18 protein-coding genes, 4 tRNA genes and 1 CRISPR repeat array are annotated in these 21,085 nt (G+C 64.4%); of the genes, 19 read left to right on the plus strand and 3 right to left on the minus strand.

Features of this window, described 5'->3' with window-relative positions; genetic code table 11:
* The first annotated feature begins 112 nt into the window (after nt 1-112).
* Nucleotides 113-1,312 (plus strand): aminotransferase class V-fold PLP-dependent enzyme, encoded by a 1,200-nt coding sequence (locus tag OLW90_RS00495; RefSeq protein WP_319650342.1) that lies wholly within the window; start codon nt 113-115, stop codon nt 1,310-1,312.
* A gap of 7 nt (nt 1,313-1,319) precedes the next feature.
* On the opposite strand, the gene OLW90_RS00500 is transcribed toward OLW90_RS00495, so the two are convergent.
* Entirely contained in the window at nt 1,320-2,276 is a 957-nt protein-coding gene (locus tag OLW90_RS00500; RefSeq protein ID WP_319650343.1) for an NAD(P)H-quinone oxidoreductase, read from the minus strand.
* 62 nt (nt 2,277-2,338) lie between these two features.
* Between OLW90_RS00500 and OLW90_RS00505 the strand changes: the two genes are divergently transcribed.
* A tRNA-Ser gene (locus OLW90_RS00505) sits at nt 2,339-2,423 on the plus strand.
* Nucleotides 2,424-2,868: 445 nt separating this feature from the next.
* Here OLW90_RS00505 and OLW90_RS00510 read toward each other — a convergent pair.
* Complete coding sequence (locus OLW90_RS00510; RefSeq protein ID WP_319651892.1) at nt 2,869-3,915, minus strand: pyridoxal phosphate-dependent aminotransferase; 1,047 nt, start codon at nt 3,913-3,915, stop codon at nt 2,869-2,871.
* A 104-nt stretch (nt 3,916-4,019) separates the two neighbouring features.
* Here OLW90_RS00510 and OLW90_RS00515 point away from each other — a divergent pair.
* The 15 genes from OLW90_RS00515 (at nt 4,020) to OLW90_RS00585 (ending at nt 19,198) form a co-directional block, all read left to right on the plus strand.
* A tRNA-Ser gene (locus tag OLW90_RS00515) sits at nt 4,020-4,111 on the plus strand.
* A 1-nt stretch (nt 4,112) separates the two neighbouring features.
* Nucleotides 4,113-4,188: transfer RNA gene (locus tag OLW90_RS00520), tRNA-Arg, on the plus strand.
* A gap of 77 nt (nt 4,189-4,265) precedes the next feature.
* Nucleotides 4,266-5,597, plus strand: coding sequence for a magnesium transporter (mgtE, locus tag OLW90_RS00525; RefSeq protein WP_319650344.1), 1,332 nt, complete (start codon nt 4,266-4,268; stop codon nt 5,595-5,597).
* Between the two features lie 79 nt (nt 5,598-5,676).
* A tRNA-Arg gene (locus OLW90_RS00530) sits at nt 5,677-5,749 on the plus strand.
* Between the two features lie 165 nt (nt 5,750-5,914).
* Nucleotides 5,915-7,786, plus strand: coding sequence for a bifunctional UDP-sugar hydrolase/5'-nucleotidase (locus OLW90_RS00535; RefSeq protein ID WP_319650345.1), 1,872 nt, complete (start codon nt 5,915-5,917; stop codon nt 7,784-7,786).
* 732 nt (nt 7,787-8,518) lie between these two features.
* Nucleotides 8,519-11,245 carry a CRISPR-associated helicase Cas3' gene (cas3, locus tag OLW90_RS00540; protein ID WP_319650346.1) on the plus strand — a complete coding sequence of 909 codons (2,727 nt, stop codon included), beginning with the start codon at nt 8,519-8,521 and terminating at the stop codon, nt 11,243-11,245.
* Nucleotides 11,245-12,912 (plus strand): type I-E CRISPR-associated protein Cse1/CasA, encoded by a 1,668-nt coding sequence (casA, locus tag OLW90_RS00545; RefSeq protein ID WP_319650347.1) that lies wholly within the window; start codon nt 11,245-11,247, stop codon nt 12,910-12,912. Before cas3 ends, casA begins: the two co-directional genes overlap by 1 nt.
* A complete protein-coding gene (casB, locus tag OLW90_RS00550; protein WP_319650348.1) occupies nt 12,913-13,509 on the plus strand; it encodes a type I-E CRISPR-associated protein Cse2/CasB in 597 nt (198 codons plus the stop codon).
* 24 nt (nt 13,510-13,533) lie between these two features.
* Complete coding sequence (gene cas7e / locus OLW90_RS00555) at nt 13,534-14,673, plus strand: type I-E CRISPR-associated protein Cas7/Cse4/CasC (protein WP_319650349.1); 1,140 nt, start codon at nt 13,534-13,536, stop codon at nt 14,671-14,673.
* Complete coding sequence (cas5e, locus tag OLW90_RS00560; RefSeq protein ID WP_319650350.1) at nt 14,673-15,374, plus strand: type I-E CRISPR-associated protein Cas5/CasD; 702 nt, start codon at nt 14,673-14,675, stop codon at nt 15,372-15,374. Before cas7e ends, cas5e begins: the two co-directional genes overlap by 1 nt.
* Nucleotides 15,371-16,000, plus strand: a complete 630-nt coding sequence (cas6e, locus tag OLW90_RS00565) for a type I-E CRISPR-associated protein Cas6/Cse3/CasE (protein WP_319650352.1) — start codon at nt 15,371-15,373, stop codon at nt 15,998-16,000. The genes cas5e and cas6e overlap by 4 nt, the downstream gene beginning before the upstream one ends.
* Nucleotides 15,997-16,968, plus strand: a complete 972-nt coding sequence (cas1e, locus tag OLW90_RS00570) for a type I-E CRISPR-associated endonuclease Cas1e (RefSeq protein WP_319650353.1) — start codon at nt 15,997-15,999, stop codon at nt 16,966-16,968. The genes cas6e and cas1e overlap by 4 nt, the downstream gene beginning before the upstream one ends.
* The gene (gene cas2e, locus OLW90_RS00575; protein WP_319650354.1) at nt 16,965-17,306 is read left to right on the plus strand and encodes a type I-E CRISPR-associated endoribonuclease Cas2e; all 342 of its coding nucleotides are present in this window, start codon (nt 16,965-16,967) and stop codon (nt 17,304-17,306) included. The genes cas1e and cas2e overlap by 4 nt, the downstream gene beginning before the upstream one ends.
* Before the next feature lie 149 nt (nt 17,307-17,455).
* A CRISPR array of direct repeats spans nt 17,456-18,644; the repeat unit is 28 nt; unit sequence GTGTTCCCCGCGCTAGCGGGGATGAGCC.
* Between the two features lie 195 nt (nt 18,645-18,839).
* On the plus strand, nt 18,840-18,989 hold the full coding sequence (locus OLW90_RS00580) for a hypothetical protein (RefSeq protein WP_319650355.1): 150 nt from the start codon (nt 18,840-18,842) through the stop codon (nt 18,987-18,989).
* Complete coding sequence (locus OLW90_RS00585) at nt 18,986-19,198, plus strand: hypothetical protein (RefSeq protein WP_319650356.1); 213 nt, start codon at nt 18,986-18,988, stop codon at nt 19,196-19,198. The genes OLW90_RS00580 and OLW90_RS00585 overlap by 4 nt, the downstream gene beginning before the upstream one ends.
* 103 nt (nt 19,199-19,301) lie before the next feature.
* Here OLW90_RS00585 and OLW90_RS00590 read toward each other — a convergent pair whose 3' ends face one another.
* Nucleotides 19,302-19,610: a hypothetical protein gene (locus OLW90_RS00590; protein ID WP_319650357.1), complete on the minus strand. Its 309-nt coding sequence runs from the start codon at nt 19,608-19,610 to the stop codon at nt 19,302-19,304.
* A gap of 197 nt (nt 19,611-19,807) precedes the next feature.
* On the opposite strand from OLW90_RS00590, the gene OLW90_RS00595 reads away from it, so the two are divergent.
* Both OLW90_RS00595 and OLW90_RS00600 read left to right on the plus strand, forming a co-directional pair.
* Nucleotides 19,808-20,014, plus strand: a complete 207-nt coding sequence (locus tag OLW90_RS00595; RefSeq protein WP_319650358.1) for a hypothetical protein — start codon at nt 19,808-19,810, stop codon at nt 20,012-20,014.
* Nucleotides 20,015-20,409: 395 nt separating this feature from the next.
* Nucleotides 20,410-20,913: a hypothetical protein gene (locus OLW90_RS00600; protein ID WP_319650359.1), complete on the plus strand. Its 504-nt coding sequence runs from the start codon at nt 20,410-20,412 to the stop codon at nt 20,911-20,913.
* The last annotated feature ends 172 nt before the right edge of the window (nt 20,914-21,085 follow it).

The following is a 21,085-nucleotide window of genomic DNA, read 5'->3' on the forward strand; positions in this document are numbered from 1 at the left end:
CCTAATGGAGGCGGGGTGGTAGAACGGGGATCAGGGCGCTGACGTGCAGATGTGGCAGTGGGCCACGGGTTGGCAATACACTTTGCTGTGATGGAGTGAGAAAGAGGAGGCTATGGGCTACGACGTTGCGGGGGTTCGGGGGCTTTATAGTGCGCTCGGGGACGGCTGGACATACCTCAACGCGCACGAGCGGCCGCAGATCCCGGAGCGGGTGATGGCGGGGGTGGCGCGCGCCTTCCGCACGGCCCCCACGCCGATCCGCGGTGGCGCGACCTCCAAGCACGGCCACGCCGCCCGCCTGGAGGGTGATCTGCACATTCAGGCCGCGCGCGTGGCGGTGGCGGACCTCGTGGGCGCCACGCCGGATCGGGTGGTGCTGGGCAGCAGCCTCGACGCCCTCTACCGCAACCTGCTGCGCTGCATGAAGCCCATGCTGCGCCACGGTTCCTCCGTGGTGGCCTCCCGCCTGGATAGGCCGGAGCTTTCGCAGGCGCTTATCGACGCCGTCCCCGACGTCCGCTGGGCCGAGCCCGACCTCGCTACCGGGGAACTCCCCGCGTACCAGTACACCGAGCTGGTGGATCGCAGCACCCGGCTGGCCACCATTCCCGCCGCTCATGACCTGATGGGCGTGGTCACCCCGGTCAAGGAGATCGTGGAAACCGCGCACCAACTCTCCCGGCTCTGGGTGTTGGTGGACGCCTCGGCCTACGCCCCGTACCGGCTGATCGAGACGAGCGAGTGGGACGCGGACATCATCGCCCTCGACCTTGCGGCCCTGGGTGGGCCGCAACTGGCCGCGCTGATCTTCCGCGATGAGCGCATGATTCAACGCCTGGATCGTCCCGAGCGCATGGAGGAGCCCATCTCCGCCGGGCTGGCGGGCGGGGTTCCCGCCCTGGTGGATCACTTCTCCTCCCTGGTGGAGGGCGCGCGGGGCACCCGCCGGGAGCGGCTGCGTTATTGCATGGATCACCTGGATTATTACCTCAGCGACCTGGGCCGTGACCTCGTGTTCTTCCTCGGCTCCCTGCCGAGCGTCCACATCATCGGGGTTTCCGGCGAGGCGGCCGCCGAGGCCCACGTGGATCGGGTGCCGCGCATTTCCTTTGCGGTGCGCGACGTCCCCGCGCAGACCGTTTACCAGCGGCTCTTGGACAATGACCTCTACACCACCCTCACCCCCCACACCCCCCTGCTGGAGGCGATGGGAATCGAGGAGATCGGCGGCGCGGTGACCGTCTCCCTGGCCCCCTTCAACCAGGGGCACGATGTGGATCACCTCACCCGCGTGGTGGCTTCGCTGGGCTAGGCGAGGTCTAGACTTCCAGGGCGACCTTGCCCGTGACCTCCCCGTTGTTCAGGGCGGCGTGGGCCTGGGCGGCCTGGGCGAGCGGGTAGGTGGCGTGCACGCGGTGTTGGAGCGCGCCGCTGGCGAGCATGGGCCAGACGTTATCCACGGTGGCGGCCACGATGGCGGCCTTATCCTCCAGATCGCGGGCGCGCAGGGTGGTGGCGTGAATACTCTGGCGGCGCGGCAGCATGGCACCCAGATTCACCTCTGCCTTGATGCCGCCCTGGAGCCCGATGATGACGAGGCGGCCGTCGAGAGCCAAGCAGCGCATATTCCTGTCTAGGTACTTTGCACCGATAATATCCAAAATCACATCGCAGGAGCCGCGCAGTTCCTCCGTAAAATCCTGTTCCCGATAATTAATCAAAATATCCGCGCCGAGCTCCCGGCAAAACTCCAATTTCTCCGCCGAACCGGCCGTCACGGCCACCTCCGCGCCCAGGGCCTTGGCCACCTGAATCGCGCACGCGCCGATCCCGCCGGCCCCGCCGTGAATGAGCAGCCGCTGCCCCTCACGCAACTCGGCCACCATGCTCAGATTCGACCACACCGTGCAGGCCACCTCCATCACCGAGCCAGTCTCCGCCAGCGTGAGGCCGCGCGGCACCGGGGCGAGTTGCCCCTGCGGCACCGCCACGTATTCCGCGTAGCCGCCCCCGGCCAGCAGGCACCCCACCTCCTCCCCAGGGGTGCGGCCGGTATCCCCGGCGTCCACTATCGTGCCGGAGCACTCCAAACCCATGATCTCCGAGGCCCCCGGAGGCGGCGGATAATGCCCCCGCGCCTGCAAAAGGTCGCCGCGATTCACCCCGGCGGTGTGCACTTTCACCAGCACCTCGCCGGACCGTAATTCCGGTGTCGCTGTTTCCACGAGTGCCAGGGAACGCGGATCGGCAGGGTCGGTCAGCGTGATTGCTTTCATGGCCCCCAGGGTAGAGGCTCCGGGCGGGTTGGGTAGGGTGATGAGTGTCGCCGTGGCGGCAAGGAGACGTGGCAGAGCGGCCGAATGCACTGGTCTTGAAAACCAGCGGGTGTCACAGCCCCAGGGGTTCAAATCCCCTCGTCTCCGCTTTTTCTTGTGGTGGTGAGCGGCGCTAAGGGGTGCCATTAGCGGGGTGCTGGTTCTGATTCCCCGGCTAGCGGCACCCCTTGGTGTTGCTGGGGCGTGGCGCTGCTCTCGGGGGCTCGGGGCACAGCTCTAAGGGGTGCCGCCTCGGGGGCGCGGCGGCCAAAAATTGCGCTAATGGCACCCCTTGGGGTTGGGGGCCGCTTATCGACGCCCCCGCCTGAACCACGCCCGCCTTTTCCTCACGTCCCCTCATCCCAAGGGGTGCCATTAGAAGGCGGCTGGCCTCAATCCCAGCCCCACTGACACCCTTAAGCGCGGGCGCGGGAGAGTGAGCGGTGGGGCGTCGATAAGCGGGTGGGTGGAAGCAACGCTAAGGGGTGCCACCAGCCCCCGGAAACCCCGGGAATACCCGCTAGTGGCACCCCTTAGCGCTGTGGCACAGCCCCTAAACCCCGCCCAGGCCCAGTTCCCGCCAGGCGGCGATGACCTGATCCACCTCGGCCTGGGTGGTCACGCTGATGCGCACGCCGTCGGGGAAGGCGCGGACGAGGATCTGGCGGGTGGCCAGGGCGTCGGCGATGCGGGTGGGGTAGTCCGGGTCGCCCTCCGGGGTGGGGAGCCAGACGAAGTTGCCCTCGGAGGGGAGGGAGCCGATCTCCTCGCTCAGGCGCTGGCGCTGCGCCACCACCTCCTCGGTGCGGGCCAGGAGTTCCGGGCCGGCCTCAAGGGAGGCGATGGCGGCGGCCTGGGCCACGGAGGAGATGGAGAAGGGAATGCAGACCTTGTTGAGGGCCTCGATGTATTCGGCGGGGCCAAAGGCGTATCCCACGCGCGCCCCGGCGAGCCCGTAGGCCTTGGAGAAGGTGCGCAGGGCCACCAGGTTGGGCCAGCGGCCGATCTCGATGGTGCCCTCGGGGGTATCTTCGGCGCGGTTGAACTCGTAGTACGCCTCGTCCAGGGCCACGGTGATGTGGCTGGGGACGCGCTCCATGAAGGAGTCGAACTCCGCCTGGGTAAGGGTGGAGCCGGTGGGGTTATTGGGGTTGCAGAGGAAGATGAGCGTGGTGCGCTCGGTGATGGCCGCGATCATGGCGTCGAGGTCGTGCCGCCCGGCGGAATCCACGGGCACCGTCACGGGCTTTGCGCCCACCACCTGCGCAAAGATGGGGTATGCCTCGAAGCTGCGCCAGGGGAAGATCACCTCATTGTCCGGGCCGCTGGTGATCTGCACGAGCTGCTGGCACAGCGCCGAGGAGCCGCAGCCGGTGGCCACCTGCTCCACCGGCACCCCGAGGTGCTCGGCCAGGCGGTGCCGCAGGGTGTTCACGCCCATGTCCGGGTAGCGGTTTGCCCCGGCCACGGCGCGATTCATGGCCTCCACCACGGAGGGCAGCGGCGGGGTGGACATCTCGTTGGAGGAAATCTTGATGGCCTCCTCAAGATTCTCACCGGGAATGTACGCGGGAATGGAAGCGAGATCGGGGCGAATCATAGCGAACAGTCTATCGCGGCCGGGCTTATCGCAGGGGCTTATCGACGCCCCGCCACCCGGTTTGTGGTTCGCGGGAGTCACCGGGTATCCTCTTAGGAGGTTTAGGAGACGTGCCAGAGCGGCCGAATGGGGCTCACTGCTAATGAGTTGTCCTCTTAACGGGGGACCGGAGGTTCAAATCCTCTCGTCTCCGCCACGCGCCCGTGGCTCAACGGATAGAGCATCTGACTACGGATCAGAAGGTTGGGGGTTCGAATCCCTCCGGGCGCACCAAGCATAGGTTCTGTTTCTACTCGATGACGGTGGAGGCGGGGCCTTTTTCATTATCTCCCCGCGATGCAGGAGCACTCATGGCCACTGACAAGATCGCTCGTTTGGACCTCGATCCCGCCCGCGCCCCGCAGTTAGCGCAGGAACTGGAGCAGACCCCCACCCGCGAGGTCATCGAGCTGGTGGAGCGCAGTACCGCCACCCGCGCGGCCCTCATTCTGCGCCTGCTGCCCCGGAGCCGCGCCATCGACGTCTTTGACGCCCTGGACCCCGCGCACCAGGCCGATCTCATCGGGGCCTTGCAGAGCAAGGAGACCTACGAGTTCTTCGAGGATATGGACCCGGATGACCGCGTCTCCCTCCTCGATGAGTTGCCCGCGGAGATCGCGGAGCAGTTGCTGCGCAACCTGGATGCCACCGAGCGCGATGTCACCGGCGTGGTGCTGGGCTACCCCAAGGGCTCGGTGGGGCGTCGCATGTCTCCCGAGGTGCCCACCATCTATGCGGATATGACGGCGGGGGAGGCGCTGGCGGAGGTGCGTCGGCAAGCGCACGAGGTGGAAACGATCTACCTCATTCCCATCACCAACCGGGACCGTCGCCTGGTGGGGGTGTGTACCCTGCGCGAGGTGTTCACGGCGGAACCGGAAACCCCGCTGGCCAGCCTCATGGTGGAGCCGGTGTACGCCAACGCGCACGACGACGCCGAGGAGACCGCCCGTTGGTTCCTGCCGCTGGATTACCTCGCCATTCCCATCGTGGATGATTCCACGCGCCTGGTGGGCATCCTCACCTTCGACGACGCCGCCGACATTGCGGAGGAGGCCGAATCCGAGGACTCCGCTCGCGCCGGTGGTGCCGAGCCGTTGCAACAGCCCTACCTCTCCACCCCGCTGCTGAAGCTGGTGCGCTCCCGCGTGGTGTGGCTGCTGGTGCTGGCGGTTTCCGCGCTGCTGACGGTGAAGGTGCTGGATACCTTCGAGGCCACCCTCTCCCAGGCCGTGGTGCTCTCCTTATTTATCCCGCTGCTCACCGGCACGGGCGGTAACACGGGCAACCAGGCCGCCACCACGGTCACCCGCTCGTTGGCGCTGGGGGACGTGCGCAAGAGGGACGTCGCTCAGGTGATGTGGCGCGAGTTGCGGGTGGGGCTGGTGCTGGGTGCGCTGCTGGGATCGCTCGGCTTCACGCTGGCCACGCTGGTGTATGGGCTGCCCATCGGCATGGTGATCGGGCTGACCATGCTGGCGGTGTGCACCATGTCCGCCACGGTGGGCGGGGCCATGCCGATCATCGCCAAGGCGGTGGGGGCGGACCCGGCGGTGTTCTCCAATCCGTTCATCTCCACGTTCTGCGACGCCACCGGCCTGATCGTGTACTTCTGCATCGCCAAGGCAATCTTGGGGCTGTGACCAGGTAATTTGTTGGTCTTTTGGGGGAGGAGTAACCTCTCTTTTCAGAGCAACCGCGTTATGTACGCTGGTGTTGCCTGCGCCCGTGGCTCAACGGATAGAGCATCTGACTACGGATCAGAAGGTTGGGGGTTCGAATCCCTCCGGGCGCACTTTTTTGTATGTGGGGGTTGTTTGGGTTCGGGGACGTCGCAAGGTTCCTCCGAACCCCACGGTGTTTCTGGCGGTTGGTGCGTTCCCCAAGACGCCTGGGTGTAGGGGCCGTGGAGCCCCCGCCAAGCACTGAAAAAGACCGGGGATTCTGCCACAATGAGCGCGTGAAATATCGTCATTCCCTCAGTATTCTTAGCGCCCTTACCATTGCGGCCGGTTGCGCACCCATTGCCTTTGCTCAGCAGCCAGCTACACTACCCCAGCAGCCGGTTGCGCCGGTGCAACAGCCCGCCCAGCAATCACCCCAGGCACAGCAAACCCAGCAACCCGCCCAGCAGCCGGTGCGGCTGAGCGTGCAAAACATCACGGACTTCCACGGGCACTTCTCCGAGACTAAGGACGATCCCGGTGCCGCCCGCCTCTCTTGCGCCCTCGACCGCGCCGCCGAGGGCGAGCCCCGGGTGCTCACGGCGTCTGGCGATAACATCGGCGGCTCCCCCTTTAACTCCGCCATTCTGGACGATGAGCCCACCGTGGAGGTGCTCAACCAGATGGGCCTGGACGCCACCGCCGTGGGCAACCATGAGTTCGACAAGGGCTATGCGGACCTCACCGAGCGCGTGATCCCCAACGCCAACTTCGCCGTGCTCGGCGCGAACGTCTCCGGTGGCCAGACCCCGCTGGAGCCCTATACGATCCGCGAGATCGACGGCGTGCGCGTGGCGATGGTGGGGGCCGTCACCGCCGACACCCCGCAACTGGTGGCCGGTGACGGCGTGGCCGGGCTCCACTTCTCCGACCCCATCGAGGCCGTGAACGCCACCGCCGATTCCCTGGTGGAATCCGGCCAGGCGGACGTGGTGGTGGCCCTCCTCCACGAGGGCATTCAGGGCGATGAGCAGTGGTCGCCCAACGTGAACATCGTGTTCCCCGGCCACACCCACCGCGTGGTGGAGCCCACCACCCCCGGCCCGCTTATCGTTCAGGCCGGGCAGTACGGGCGCAACCTCGTGGACGTGGACCTCACCGTGAATCCCGCCACCAAGCAGGCGAGTATTGACGCCGTCCATCTCCTCGACGAGGCGGCCATCCGGGACTGCGAGAACCTCAACCCGGAGATTGTTGCCACGGTGGCCGCCGCCGAGGCTCAGGCCGAGGAGGAGGGTAAGGAGGTGGTGAGCACCGTGACCGCCCCCTTCTATCGCGGCACCAACCGAGCGGTGGAATCCCAGCTCAACAACCTCCTGGCCGAGGTGGCCCGCGAGGGAATCACCAAGAACACCGACGTCACCGCCGACATCGGCGTGATGAACGCCGGTGGCGTGCGCGCCGACCTGGCGGCCGGGGAGGTCACCTACGCGGACGTCTTTGCCGTGCAGCCCTTTGGTAATGACAACACCTACACCACGCTCAAGGGTGCGGACTTCAAGGACGCCCTGGAACAGCAGTGGCAGGCCCAGGAAAGCCGCCCCGCCCTCTCCCTGGGCGTGAGCGACAACGTGGAATACACCTACGACCCCACCCGCCCCATCGGTGACCGCGTGACCTCCGTGAGCATCAGCGGCGAGCCCCTGGACCCCGAGCGCGACTACGTGGTGGCGGGATCCACCTTCCTCCTCGGCGGCGGAGACGGCTTCGAGGCCTTCACTAGGGGCACGCCGCTGGCCCCCACCGGCTACATCGACGTGGAATCCTTCATCGAGTACCTCAAGAACCACCCCGACCTCGCGCCCCGCGCCGGTCAATCCAACGTGGCCGTCACCCCGCGCGGGCAGTGGACACCGGGAGGCACCATCACCCTTGACCTCTCCTCCCTCCTCTACTCCCAGGGGGAAACGGCCACCACCGTGACGGCTCAGATCGGAGACTCCCAGGTCAGCGCGCCCATCGACCCGGACTTCGGTCACCCCGACTTCGGTGAGGCCGGCAAGGCAACCGCCGATCTGCCCGTACCGGCGGGCCTGAGCGGGGAGCAGACCCTGACTATTACCACGGACGCGGGAACTTCCATCTCCCAACCCGTCACTATCGAGTAGCTCTAAGGGGTGCCATTGGGGCGTCAATAAGCGCGGTGGTGAGGTAATGGCACCCCAAAGCGTCGTGGTATGCGGCGAGTAGCGCTAAGGGGTGCCGCTAGGGCCCGGAAGTGCGCGCGAGCCTTGTTAGTGGCACCCCTAGTGTTGTGGGGCGATCTTAAGGGGTGCCGGTGATGATGGGCGCGCGTGGACCTGGGTGTTAGTGGCACCCCTTAAGGTGGTGCGAGTGGTGGGCAGCAGATGCTTGCCGACGCCCCCGTGGCCCAGGTGGGTGCGAGTCTGGCGAGGGTGGACTCTAAAGATTAAGTGTGCCCGATTTAGCCATAAACCCTGCTAGAGCAGGGAGAACTCTGTTTAAGAGGCTGCTCAATAGCGATACTTTGGCTCATCCCGGCGGTAGGGGCTGGGCATCGAGCACTGAAGCAGTCTAACACCACGAGACTCTGGTGTATAATGAAACAAGTAACGCTATTGTATCGCGGATGGACGGTCTTATGTCTCTAGTAGTAGTCATTCCATTTTTGACCGCACTTCCTTTGGCTCTTGTGGCAATGCGGGGGTGTGGAGGTTTCGTGCGGCTTGCCACCTCGTCCGTTCTACTGTCCTTCCTGGTCATGGTCGCAGGGGCCCCTCAAGTGGGTGCTCGATGATGTATATTTTGTGTGGTTCATCTAATGTTATCCATCAGAAGTGTTATGGAACTTACTTTCGGCGCGAGGGGAGCTAAAGTACATGAATACATACGCTAAACTCTGTGGCCCCCAGGTCACAGCCCTCTGGGCCAAGTCCGGGGATGAGACCGGCTGGCTTCCCCTCCCGCAGCACATGGTGGACGCCGCCTGCGTGGCCGAGTACCTCTGGGAAGCGTGGCTGGCCGATTCGGTCAAGGCGTACATCACCTCCGCCACCGGCCTGACTGAGGCAGAGGCAAAGACCCTGGTCGCCTGGCTTGCTGCCCTCCATGATTGTGGTAAGGCCACCACTCAATTCCAGTGCCAGATTGAGTCCCGCCCGGAGTATGCCTACATCGTGGAGGGCGTGCGCGAGGCCTTCCCTGTCACCCAGCGCCTCAAGCAGGAGAAACTGCGCCACGAGTTGGCCTCGGAGGTGATCCTGAAGCGTTGGCTCAAGGAGCAGGGCCTTAACCCCAAGGTGGCCTTATCCATCGCTCAGGTGGCGGGCGCGCACCACGGCAAGGCCACCGATCCGGCGGTGGTGGCTCGTGCGGAGGATCTCCTCGATGAGCACGCCGAGCCCTGGCACCGGGCGCATGCGGAACTCATCGCCATGATCAACCAGGTCACGGGCATGACCCCGGAGTTGTTGCGGCGGGTCAGGCGCCTACATTCCCCCGCGCAGCAACTCCTCACCGGCCTGGTGATCATGGCGGATTGGATTGCCTCCAACTCGGATGCCTTCCCCATGACCACATCAACCACTCAGGAGGAGCGCACCCGCCAGGGAACAAAAAAGATAGCCCTCACCCCGCCGTGGCGACCTCAACCCCCAGGAAGCCTCACCAGCAAGGATCTCATCGACGCCTATTACCGCAAGGTATTCGGTTGGCCGGAGGAGTTCGGGGCGCGCCCCATTCAGCGGGCGGTGGTGGAGGCCCTGGGCGAGGTGGAGGGGCCGAGCCTGATCATCGTGGAGGCGCCCACGGGGGAGGGCAAGACGGAAACCGCGCTGGCCGCCGCCCAGATCATCGCGGAGCGCATGGGCGCACAGGGGGTGGTGTTCGCTGCGCCCACGATGGCCACGGCGAACGGACTCTTCGAGCGCGTGCTGGACTGGGCGCAGGGCGCGGCGGCGGGGGAGGTTACCTCCATGTATCTGGGCCATTCCAAGAGCAATCTCTCCGAGGCCTATCGGAATATCGGGGAGGATCGCCGCGAGGATCACGGCGCGGTGGTGGCCACCCAGTGGCTGCGCGGAAGCAAGCGCGGGGTGCTCTCGAACTTCGTGGTGTGCACGGTGGATCAGGTGCTCATGCTGGCCTTGCAGGCCAAGCACTCCATGCTGCGTCACCTGGGTCTGGCGGGCAAGGTGATCATCGTGGACGAGGTTCACGCCTATGACGCTTATATGGGCTCCTACCTGCACAAGGCTCTGGAATGGTTGCGGCACTACGGGGCCTCGGTGATCCTCATGAGCGCCACCCTGCCGGTGGCCCAGAAGGGCGCGTTGGTGCGGGCCTATGGCGGTGAGGGCTCGGAGGGCACGGCCTATCCGCTGCTCACGGTCGTCGATAAGCAGGGCACGCGGGAGGTTCCGGTGCCCGCGCGGCCCACCGAGTTGCACGCCCACGTGGAGTTGCTTGCCGACGCCCCGGAGCACCTCATTCCGTTGGTGGCTGATGGTGGGTGCGTGTTGGTGGTGTGTAATACGATCCGCCGGGTTCAGGAGACGTATCGCCTGCTCAACGAGCATTTTCCGGGCGAGGTGGAACTGCACCACGCGGCCTTTATGGCCTCCGACCGCGCGGCCAAGGAGGACGCCCTGCGCGCGGCGTTGGGGCCGAGGGCGCATCGCGGGGCGGGTCGCCCGGAGCGCCGGTGTGTGGTGGCCACGCAGGTGGTGGAGCAGAGCCTGGACATTGACGTGGACGCGCTGGTCACGGACATCGCGCCGATGGATCTGCTGATTCAGCGCGTGGGCCGCCTGCACCGGCATCGCCGCCCGCCGGAGGATCGCCCCGAGCACCTGCGCCAGCCGAGGGTGTTTATCCGCGGGGTGGAGGAGCGCGAGCCCGTGCCGCGTTTTGAGCGCGGTACCGCCGCGATCTACGACCCCACCGTGCTGCTGGCCACGATGGCGGTGCTGGAGGAGCGGGTGCTGGCCGAGGGGCTGCGCCGTCCCGATGACATCGCGCCGCTGGTACACGCCGCCTACGCGCAGGAGAGGGAGGTGCCCGAGCAGTGGCGGGAGGCGTGGGCGAAGGCCCAGGCCAAAAGCGCGGAGGCTCGGGAGCGTTCCGAGCGGCGGGCCAAAACCTATCAGATACCGGGGCTGCGTGCCGCCGCGAATCTTGCAGCCCTGTTTGAGCGATACTCCGAGCAGAGCCAGGCGCACGCCGGGGAGGAGGCCGGAATGGCACAGGTGCGCGACGCCGACCCGAGCGTGGAGGTCATACCCATCGTGAGCGGCGAGTATGGGTATCGGCCCCTGGGTTACGAGGGCGCGGCGCTCACGGAGGGGGCTACCCCCGGATACCCCCTGGACATGCGGTTGGCCTGTAACACTGTTCGATTGCCCAGCCGATTAACCCAGCGACAGGATGATTTCGACCGGGTAATTACACAGCTGGAAGAAGAAACCCCAGCGGGCTGGGCGGAGAGTTACCTGCTCAAGGGGCAGGTGGCGCTGGTGCTTGACGAGAACCACGAAGCAACCATAAACGGGACCAGGCTGCGCTACTCCCTGGAGCTGGGGCTAGAGCAGGTACGAGAGGACGAGTGATGGCATTTTCGCTTATCGACGATCCCTGGATCGCCTGCGTGCGCGGCGACGGCACGCAGGAATTAATAAGCCTGCGCCAGGTATTTGGTGGCGCGGCGGGCGGGGAGTCCCCGGTGGTGGGGCTGCGCGGAGATTCCCCCGCGCAGGATTACGCCGTGCTGCGCCTGCTGCTGGCGATCTTCTGGCGGGCGCACAGCACCGAGATACGGGGCGACCAGGGGACGTTCTACGAACACGATGAATGGTTCCGCGCGGAATGGGCGGCCGCCGCCTCCGGAGAGGCGGATACCACCGCGCTGGATTACCTGGAGAAATACCGAGAGCGCTTTGACCTGCTGCACGCGGAAACTCCGTTCATGCAGGTGGCGGACCTGCATACGGAAAAGGGCGCTCGGTTAGAGGCACGCCGCATCGTGCCCGAGGCGGAGGATGAATACTTCACCATGCGCGCGGGGCGGGCACGCGGCAGCCTGAGCTTTGCCGAGGCCGCCCGCTGGCTGATCCACGCTCAGGCCTATGACTATTCCGGGATCAAGTCCGGCGCGGTGGGCGATCCCCGCGTCAAGGGAGGCAAGGGCTATCCCATCGGTACCGGGTGGACGGGAAACACCGGTGGCACGGTGATCCTGGGCTCCACCCTGCGCGAGACGCTGGTGCTCAACACCACCCCGGATTGCCTGGTGGCCGAGCCCGATGTGGATTGGGCCGCCTGGGAGCGCCAGCCCGATACCGCCGCGCAGCGCAAGCCCGAGGCGGAGGCCGTGTATCCCACCGGGCCCGCAGACCTGGCCACCTGGCAATCGCGCCGGGTGCGGCTCTTCCACGACGGCGAGCGGGTCACCGAGGTGCTGGTGAGCAACGGCGACCGCATCCCCGAGGCCGGGGCCAACATCATGGACGATCCCATGACCCCGTACCGCTACAGCGCCAATAAGTCCAAGAAGGGGCACGACGTGTACTATCCGCGTCCCTTCGACACGGATCGCACGATGTGGAAGTCCCTGGAACCCCTCCTGGCCCTGGAGGGGGACCCCGGATTCACGGAAAAGAGCAAGGCCCCCAAGCGCCCCCGGAACCTGACCCAACTGGCGGAACTGCGCAACCTTGAGGTGGTGCCCGAGTGGGCGAATATCCAGATGGTGTCCGTGGCCTACGGGCCGCAATCCTCCTCCATTGCGGAGGTGGTGGCCAGCGCGATAGAGATCCCGGTGGGGTTGTTGCGGGAGGAGGCCCGCCGCCAGCGTCGCCTGGTGCTGGATAATGCCCAGGCCACGGCCACGGCGGCCATCGCTCTGGGTTCCTTTGCCGGGCAGTTGAACACCGCGGCGGGCGGGGAGTACGAGTTCCAGTCCGCGCCCACGGATACCCTGCTCAGCCGCCTGGAACTGCCCTTTAGCCGTTGGCTGGCGGGGCTAGACGAGGAGAAACTAGAGGACCACGCCCGGCAGTGGCAGGGCTATGTGCGCGGCCGGGTGCTCGCGGAGGCAGAGGTGCTGCTGCGCGGGGTGAGCCCGCAGGGATTGGTGGGACGGGAGAAGTCCCCGGCCTCGGAGAGCGGGAAGCCCTATATCGAATCCGCCGCCACGGTGCTGCACCGTTTGCACAAGAAACTCGACGAGGCCCTGCCGACTACCGTGCGGGTGAGGGCTACAGAGGGAGAGGAATAAATGGATAACCTGCGTAAATCGGTAGGAGATACCGCGCAGTCAATGCAAAGAAAGTTCTTAGGCCATCATGGGGACCGCGAGCAGGCCCATGCCCGTGGGGTGCTGGCCGAGTTGCGTCGCAACGTGGGGCGGACTATGGAAAGCGATCCCTTAGGGTTAGCCCGAGTACTCTTGAATCTGGATCCACCGCTGGAGCAAGAGCCGATGGGAAAAGAAGGCGCTGTCACGCCGTCAGAAAGCGCTGCATACCACGCGCTTACGCTCTTTGCCTGGCACATGCAGAGCGCGCGGGAGCCCATGCACGTGCCGGATCGCTCCTTTGCGGCGGCGTGCGGGGTGCTGTACCGGCGCACGGAATCGGATTCCTTCAAGCCGCGCTTTGACGCGATGGTGTTGGCCGCTTCCTCGCGCTCGCGTTTGCAGCGCATGAGGGAAATGATCGCCCTGCTGCGCGGCGAGGCGTTGGGCTTTCATTACGGCCAGTTCGCTGCCGACCTGCGCGCCCTGGAAAACCCCGAATACCGCAAGAAAGTGCTGATGAGGTGGGGGCGGGACTTCGCCCGTATCCCGGCCGATACCCCCGTCACGGACTCTTAAAAAATAACGAAAGGAAACATCCTCATGTCCATCACCATTGATATTCACGCCCTGCATTCCCTCCCGCCCAGCCTCATCAACCGCGATGACACCGGCGCTCCCAAGTCCGCGATCTTTGGCGGCGTGCCGCGCCAGCGGGTGTCCTCCCAGTCCTGGAAGCGCGCGATCCGCAAGGATTTTGAGGATAACTGGGATGCCTCCCGGGTGGGATACCGCACCAAGCGGGTGGTGTCCACCATCGTGGACGCGATTCAGGAGCAGGCGGGCAAGGAGGAATGGCCGGACGACCGCGCCGCAGCGGCCGTGGAGGCCGTGTTCAAGACCCTCAAGATCAAGCTCACCGAGCCCAAGATCGACCCGGAGGAGGCGGACCCCGAGGAGCGCAAGCGCCTGGCGGAGACCGGCTACCTGCTCTTTATCAGCCCGCGCCAGGTGGAAAACATTGCGGCGGCGATCATTAAGGCCGAGGTAGAAGGCACCAAGATCGCCAAGAAGGAGGCTCAGGCCCTGCTCAACCAGGAGCACAGCGTGGACATCGCCATGTTCGGTCGCATGGTGGCCGATGACGCCGCCTATAACGTGGACGCCTCCGTGCAGGTGGCGCACGCCCTGGGTATCCACGCCTCCGAGCCGGAGTTTGATTACTTCACCGCCGTGGACGATCTGGTGGAGGATAATAAGGAAACCGGCGCGGGCATGATCGGCACGGTGCAGATGATGTCCTCCACCCTGTACCGCTTTGCCACCATCGACGTTGATTCCCTGGCGGAGAACCTGGGGGATCACGAGGCCGCCGTGACCAGTTCCGTGCAGTTCATCAAGAGCTTCGTGGAGTCCCTGCCCACCGGCAAGCAGAACACCTTTGCGCATAACACCCTGCCGGAGTTGGTGTACGTGGCGGTGCGCGATACCCGCTCGGTATCCCTGGTCAATGCCTTTGAGGAGCCGGTGGCCAGCACCGAGGGCCGCCGCCAGGAGGGTGCGGAGCGTCTATCCAAGGAGGCCCGGCAGATCGAGGAGGTCTATGGCTTCAAGCCTCTGGCGGCGTATGTGACGGGCCTGGGCGATCTGGCGGATTCCTTCCAGGACATCGCGCAGAAGGTGACCCTGCCGGAGTTGGGCGATTCCCTGCGCGCGGCCCTGGCCGCCGCCGAGGAGGCTTAATGCCTTCCACCTTGCTCCTAAGGCTCAAGGGGCCCATGCAATCCTGGGGCGACCGCAGCCGATACAAGATCCGCGCCACCGGCCAGGTGCCCAGCAAGTCCGGCGTGATCGGGCTCTTGGCCGCCGCCGAGGGCCGCAGGCGCACCGATCCGGTGGCCGACCTCGCGGAACTCACCTTCGCGGTGCGCGTGGATCAGCCCGGCAACCTGCTGCGCGATTATCAGACGGCGCAGCGCTGGCAGGAAAACCCCAACGCCGCCGCCAGTCTGGTCACCCGCTACTACCTCAGCGACGCGCTCTTTATCGCGGCCGTCGAGAGCCCGCGCCGGGAGGTGCTGGAGGGCCTGGAGGAGGCGCTGCGCAGGCCGCGCTTCCCGTTGTTCCTGGGGCGGCGATCCTGCCCCGCCCCGCCGGACCTGGTGATCGGCATTGAGAACGTCGGCGCGATGAACGCGCTGCGCGACCTTAAGTGGCAGGCCACCAAGGCGCACCGCGAGCAGCGCGGCACCCAGGTTTCCCTGCCGATCTTCCGCGATGGCCTGCCCACTGAGGCCGGGGTGCAGCGCCAGGACGTGCCGCTTTCCTTTGCCCAGGAGCACCGCCAGTATGCCTGGCGCACCGTGGTGGAGGAGGAACTGCGCCTGGATAATCCCGAGGGCACGTCCACGGACCCGTTCATGGAGGCGGTGATGTTCGCATGACCACGTTCACCAAGGTTCTGCTCAACCCGCAGCGCCGGGGCGCGCGCACCCTGCTGCTCAACCCGCAGGCCATGCACGCCGCCGTGCGCTCGGCGTTCCCCCCGGACATTTCCGAGGAAGATACCCGCGTGCTGTGGCGCGTGGATCATCGCGGGCACGAGCACACGCTCTACATCGTGGGCCCGGAGAAGCCGGACGCCGCGAACATCGTGGAGCAAGCGGGCTGGGATACCCGTCCCGCGCAGAGCGCCGATTACTCGCCGCTCTTGGACAAACTCCTGCGTGGTCAGCAATGGCGCTTCGAACTGGTGGCCAACCCCGTGAAGTCCACTCCGGTGCCCGGCAAGCGAGGCCGGATCACCCCGCTGGTGGGCCAGGGGCAGATGGATTGGCTGGCGCAGCGCGCACCGGAGGCGGGCTTTAGGCTTATCGACGCCGCCACCACCGGCCAGGACAACCTCCGCTTCCGGCGAGGCGAGGGCAAAAACTACGTGAGCCTGCGCACCGCGCGTTTCAGCGGGGTGCTGGAGGTAGAGGACGCGGATAAGTTGCGCCGCACCCTCACCCACGGGATCGGGCGGGCGCGTGCCTACGGCTGCGGCCTGCTCACCCTCGCGCAGCGATGACCAACCCCAGCGAGCTGCCGCTGGAGCGGCAGGAACTGGCCCGCATGGAGGATCGTCTTAGTTTCCTCTACGTGGAGCGGGCCATACTCAACCGCGCCGATAATGCGCTGACCATCACGGATAAGCGTGGGGTGGCGCATGTTCCCGCCACCGCGCTCGCCGTGGTGCTGCTGGGTCCGGGCACCCGCGTCACGCACAAGGCGATGGCCCTGCTTGGCGACGCCGGCTGCTCCACCGTGTGGGTGGGTGAGCGCGGCGTGCGCTACTACGCGCACGGGCGTTCCCCGGCCAAGACCGCCCGCATGGCGCAGGTCCAGGCGCGGATAGTGAGCAACCAGCGCACCCGCCTGAACTGCGCCCGCGCGATGTATGGCATGAGATTCCCCGGTGAGGACGTGAGTGCCATGAGCATGGCGCAACTGCGCGGGCGCGAGGGCGCGCGCATGAAAAAGATCTACGCCACCGAGGCCGCGCGCACCGGCGTGGCGTGGAGCAGGCGCAACTACGACCCCGCCGATTTTGCCTCCGGCGACCCGATCAACCGCGCCCTGACCGCCGCGAACGCCGCTTTGTATGGCATCACCCACGCGGTGATCGTGGGGCTGGGATTCATTCCGGGGCTGGGCGTGGTGCACACCGGGACGGATCGCTCCTTTGTGTACGACATTGCCGATCTCTACAAGGCCGAGATCACCATTCCTGCCGCCTTTGATGCCGTGGCCGCTGCGGTGGAGGACGGTGTGGGCCTGAGTGCTGATGCGCCGGATCTGGGTACCGATGTGCGCCGCCGTGTGCGCGACAGCGTGGTGCGCACGCGACTCATGGAACGCATAGTCAAGGACCTCTATGCCCTCATGGGCGTTACGGAGAAAGAGGACCTTTTGGATGTGGAACTCAAACTCTGGAGCGAACTAGAGGTGATCGCCGCCGGGGTGAACTGGGGCGAAGAAATCGGAGAATACCGATGATGGTGCTGGTGGTGACGGCCTGCCCCGCGGGTTTGCGCGGCGACCTCACCAAATGGCTGATGGAGATCGCGCCCGGTGTGTTTGTGGGGCGGCCCACCGCACGCCTGCGCGACCAACTCTGGGATCACACCGTGGCGCTGGTGAAAGACGGGCGGGCGCTGCTGGTGTACCAGACCAATAACGAACAGGGGATGGAGTTTCGGACGCACCGGCACGACTGGCAGCCCACGGACTATGAGGGGCTGACCCTGATGATGAGGCCGCACTCCAAGCCGCCGGAGAACAAGAGACGGACGGGGTGGAGCAAGGCGAGGAATATGCGGAGGGCTCGGAGATAGGTTTTTTGTGGGGTTGGGTTGGTGGGCCTTGGGGGTGCTCGTGGTGGCTGTGGTCGCGGGGTGAGGGAAATGGCTTGGGGTGAGGTGTAAGTTTTGGAAAGTTATAGCTAAAATGAGGAAACGGCTCTTATTTATGCTGGTCAGCAAGTGCGTTCCCCGCGCTAGCGGGGATGAGCCGATTCATTCTTGTGCGGGGAATATTATCACCCTGCGTTCCCCGCGCTAGCGGGGATGAGCCCCCTCCCCAGGGAAACCGTCTACCTTGAAAAAAGCGTTCCCCGCGCTAGCGGGGATGAGCCGGGAGACCGGAGACTCTGAAATCACCTTCACCCGCGTTCCCCGCGCTAGCGGGGATGAGCCGGATAACCCAGTGACTAGTCAAAGTATTTTCGAGCGTTCCCCGCGCTAGCGGGGATGAGCCTAGCATGGCCGGTGGCGCAGCCAATCAAAGCAGGCGTTCCCCGCGCTAGCGGGGATGAGCCGACACCCCCACCGAGCCCGATTCTCCTCATGAAGCGTTCCCCGCGCTAGCGGGGATGAGCCGCCTAGTAATGGTCAGTATGGCGAGGAGGGTTAGCGTTCCCCGCGCTAGCGGGGATGAGCCGAGATTTAAAGACTGTGGTAGGGCGCGCTACTGGCGTTCCCCGCGCTAGCGGGGATGAGCCCCCCCAAGACAACTCCGCTGCCCGAGCCGCAGCGCGTTCCCCGCGCTAGCGGGGATGAGCCCACCTGGCGGCATTTTCTCCGGCTTGGAGAACTGCGTTCCCCGCGCTAGCGGGGATGAGCCGTGGCGGGGTGTTGGTGTCTCCAATGTGCTGAAGCGTTCCCCGCGCTAGCGGGGATGAGCCGTACGACTCGAACTGCGCGGCCCCCGCTCGGTGGCGTTCCCCGCGCTAGCGGGGATGAGCCGTACAAAATCACCTTCAAGGATTTGCTGAAACTGCGTTCCCCGCGCTAGCGGGGATGAGCCTTTCCGGCCACGTGGTATGGGGCGGGTGAGCCGGTGTTCCCCGCGCTAGCGGGGATGAGCCGAACTTCGAGACCGGGATCGTGGACTCCCTGCGGTGTTCCCCGCGCTAGCGGGGATGAGCCTATCGAGCAGTTGGGCGCCGGGGCCAGAGTCCAGTGTTCCCCGCGCTAGCGGGGATGAGCCTCCTGGTGGCGGATCGTCGTTGCCCGCGCCATGGTGTTCCCCGCGCTAGCGGGGATGAGCCACTCAACAGTGGATAGCGCCGTGAAAGATACGGCGTGTTCCCCGCGCTAGCGGGGATGAGCCACCGCAGCGTGGGGTTCCACGTCTTATAGGGGTTGTGTTCCCCGCGCTAGCGGGGATGGGGCACGGTCTCATCACCGCCGTGACCATGCTGATAGAGGTGATCTGGAAGATCCGCAAGGAACAGAAAGAAAAACCCCGGCACGGTGAGCACCGCGAAGATTAGGAAAACCCCACCCCGGCTCCTGGCTACAGCAACTAGCCAGGCTCCCGGGTGTGGGGCACCCCTCCACCCTAACCCACAGAAAGGAACCCCCACCATGACAAAACACGACGCCTTCATCTACATAGGAGCCACGATCAGCGTGCTCGCCATCATCCTCACCGGCCTCAACGGCTGGTGGGCCACCCCCATCATCGCTATCACCGCCTTCCGCGCCGGATACGATACCGGGGCCACGCAGCGATGAGGTACACCGTCACCGGCGACGATGGCCGCGAGTACTGGACAATGGCGCAGTGCCTAGAGCACACCCAGGTCACTAAGGGCACCTGGTCGGCCTACGTCACCCGTGCCCAGGCCCCAGCCCCGGCGGGACATCTCAATCTTCGTACTCCCCTGTGGTCTGCTGATGAGGTACGCTCCTGGCACGCGCAGCGCCCCTCACAGCGACGCTAGGCCCCTGTGGAGCCAAACCCTCCCTCCCAGCGTTCTCTGTGGTCGGGAAGTTTCTACCTGTTCCACGGTGGGGATGAGACTGAGTGGTGAGTGTGTGAGAGAGCTATACGGCTTTCACGTTAGCCGCTCGCAGCGTGTCAATACTGGCGACGAGTCCGCAGAAATCCTGTGTGCGGATCATTTCTTCTTCGACCTCATCGAGCAGATGGTCAGGGGTGGTCAGGCCGTGGCGTGCGGCGTACCACAATGCATAATCCATACCTGCCCATGCGTTGCCATAGTATCCGTCTTCAACGACTTGAGTCTGTACTCTAAGTGGCAGGTTCTCCCATAGAAGAGAGACTACGTTGAAGGGGATAGGGTCATCCTCGTATTCGTTTTTCATGCCATTGAAAGTTACTATGAGATTCATCTTCTGATCTCCATTCATTTGTCGTCAAATGGCTCAAGTAAATGGGTTCTCTCTTCAGTATTATGGTACGCCGCTCGGATGTGCTGTGTGAAAAATGGTGTCCCCATAGTTTTAATGAGTATATAGTGCAATGTTGCGAATGTCTGTGGTGTTGGACGATGTACCTGAACACACGGTGAGTGTCAGGGAGTGGAGCTATGCAGGTAATTGATGGTTTCCTGCGCGCTTCGATGGTGTCTGCATCCGATCTGCTAGAAGGAGAACTGTTCGCTGGTGCCTGCCCTATATCCACTTTGGCGAAGATTATCTGGCTTCCCATCCAGGATGTGCTGGATATCCTTATCTGTGAGTGTCGGGCGCGGATTATCGCTGGAATCTCCATGATGGACCATGCACTCCGTTGAGTGTGGCGTGTGTAGTTAGTATGCTCACGCCCCACTGTCGCCTGATTCGTTATTGGTCCACGCTCGATCTCGGTCGCTTGAGCGGAATCCCAGACCGTATCGTGCGTAGCCTGCCGCACTATCCACCCCACTAGACCTGGGCAGTCTTTATGTCTCAACAAGTAGATTGTCCCTCGGCTTGGGTCAAAGGCTAGGACGCCGTGGAAGGTGTCTGTGCAACATGTACCGGCTCGGCGACCGCTCAAGGGGGTGGAGGGCCCGCGCTCCGGCACCCATTATTTAGGTACTAGGAATCATAAGAGTCCTCTGCTTAAAAATTTTCCTCCCTGTGTAACATCTATGCCTCACTGGCGATATCTCCAGCAAGGGTTGAAACCTTTAGCAAGGAGAATCTCATGAAGCGTCTTATCGGTGTTGCGGTCGCCATGCTTACTGCCGGTGGCCTTGCCTCGAGCGTAGCCACCGCCGGAGCGGTGACGATGGCTCCTGTCCCGGACGAGTCGTATGCGGAAGTGACCGTGGAGAATCTCATTTCTCCCTACGGGAAGCAGGCCACCTGCCAACTCCAAAAGGGCAGTCTTGGATATGTGCCTGAAACATGCAAACAGCAGCGTCCGGACGGGATCTGGGTGCAGCTTGATTCCATTGGCACACCTTTTTTCTTCTATATGGCGTATCCCGTATGGGATGATCCCGATCCTATTTTTCAGGCACTCCCGATAGGGGTTCAAAAGGAAATTGAAAAATGGGAGTTGATCCGCCGTGTTGGGCTCCAGCCTGGTTCTTCATTGTTTAGTAGTCCGCGCTTTGTGGAACTTGCCCTCACTCCAGCCGATCAGTTCCCGGAAGCCATGTATGAGCACATTGATGAGTTCACATCCCGGCGTGGACAGTATTAAAGAGGGTTATCAAGAATGAAATAAAATGGTATATCTGTAACCTATATATCTGTTGTGCTCAGCGTTCTTGTTCCGACTGCTCTCTATGCGGGTTATCATCTCCGTGGTTTGGTTGAGGGATCTGTTATGAAGAAGGGATAATCATGATTGATCGAGACGATATACTTCTTGC

It is taken from the genome of Corynebacterium sp. 21KM1197, from assembly GCF_033783015.1.
Taxonomy (GTDB): domain Bacteria; phylum Actinomycetota; class Actinomycetes; order Mycobacteriales; family Mycobacteriaceae; genus Corynebacterium.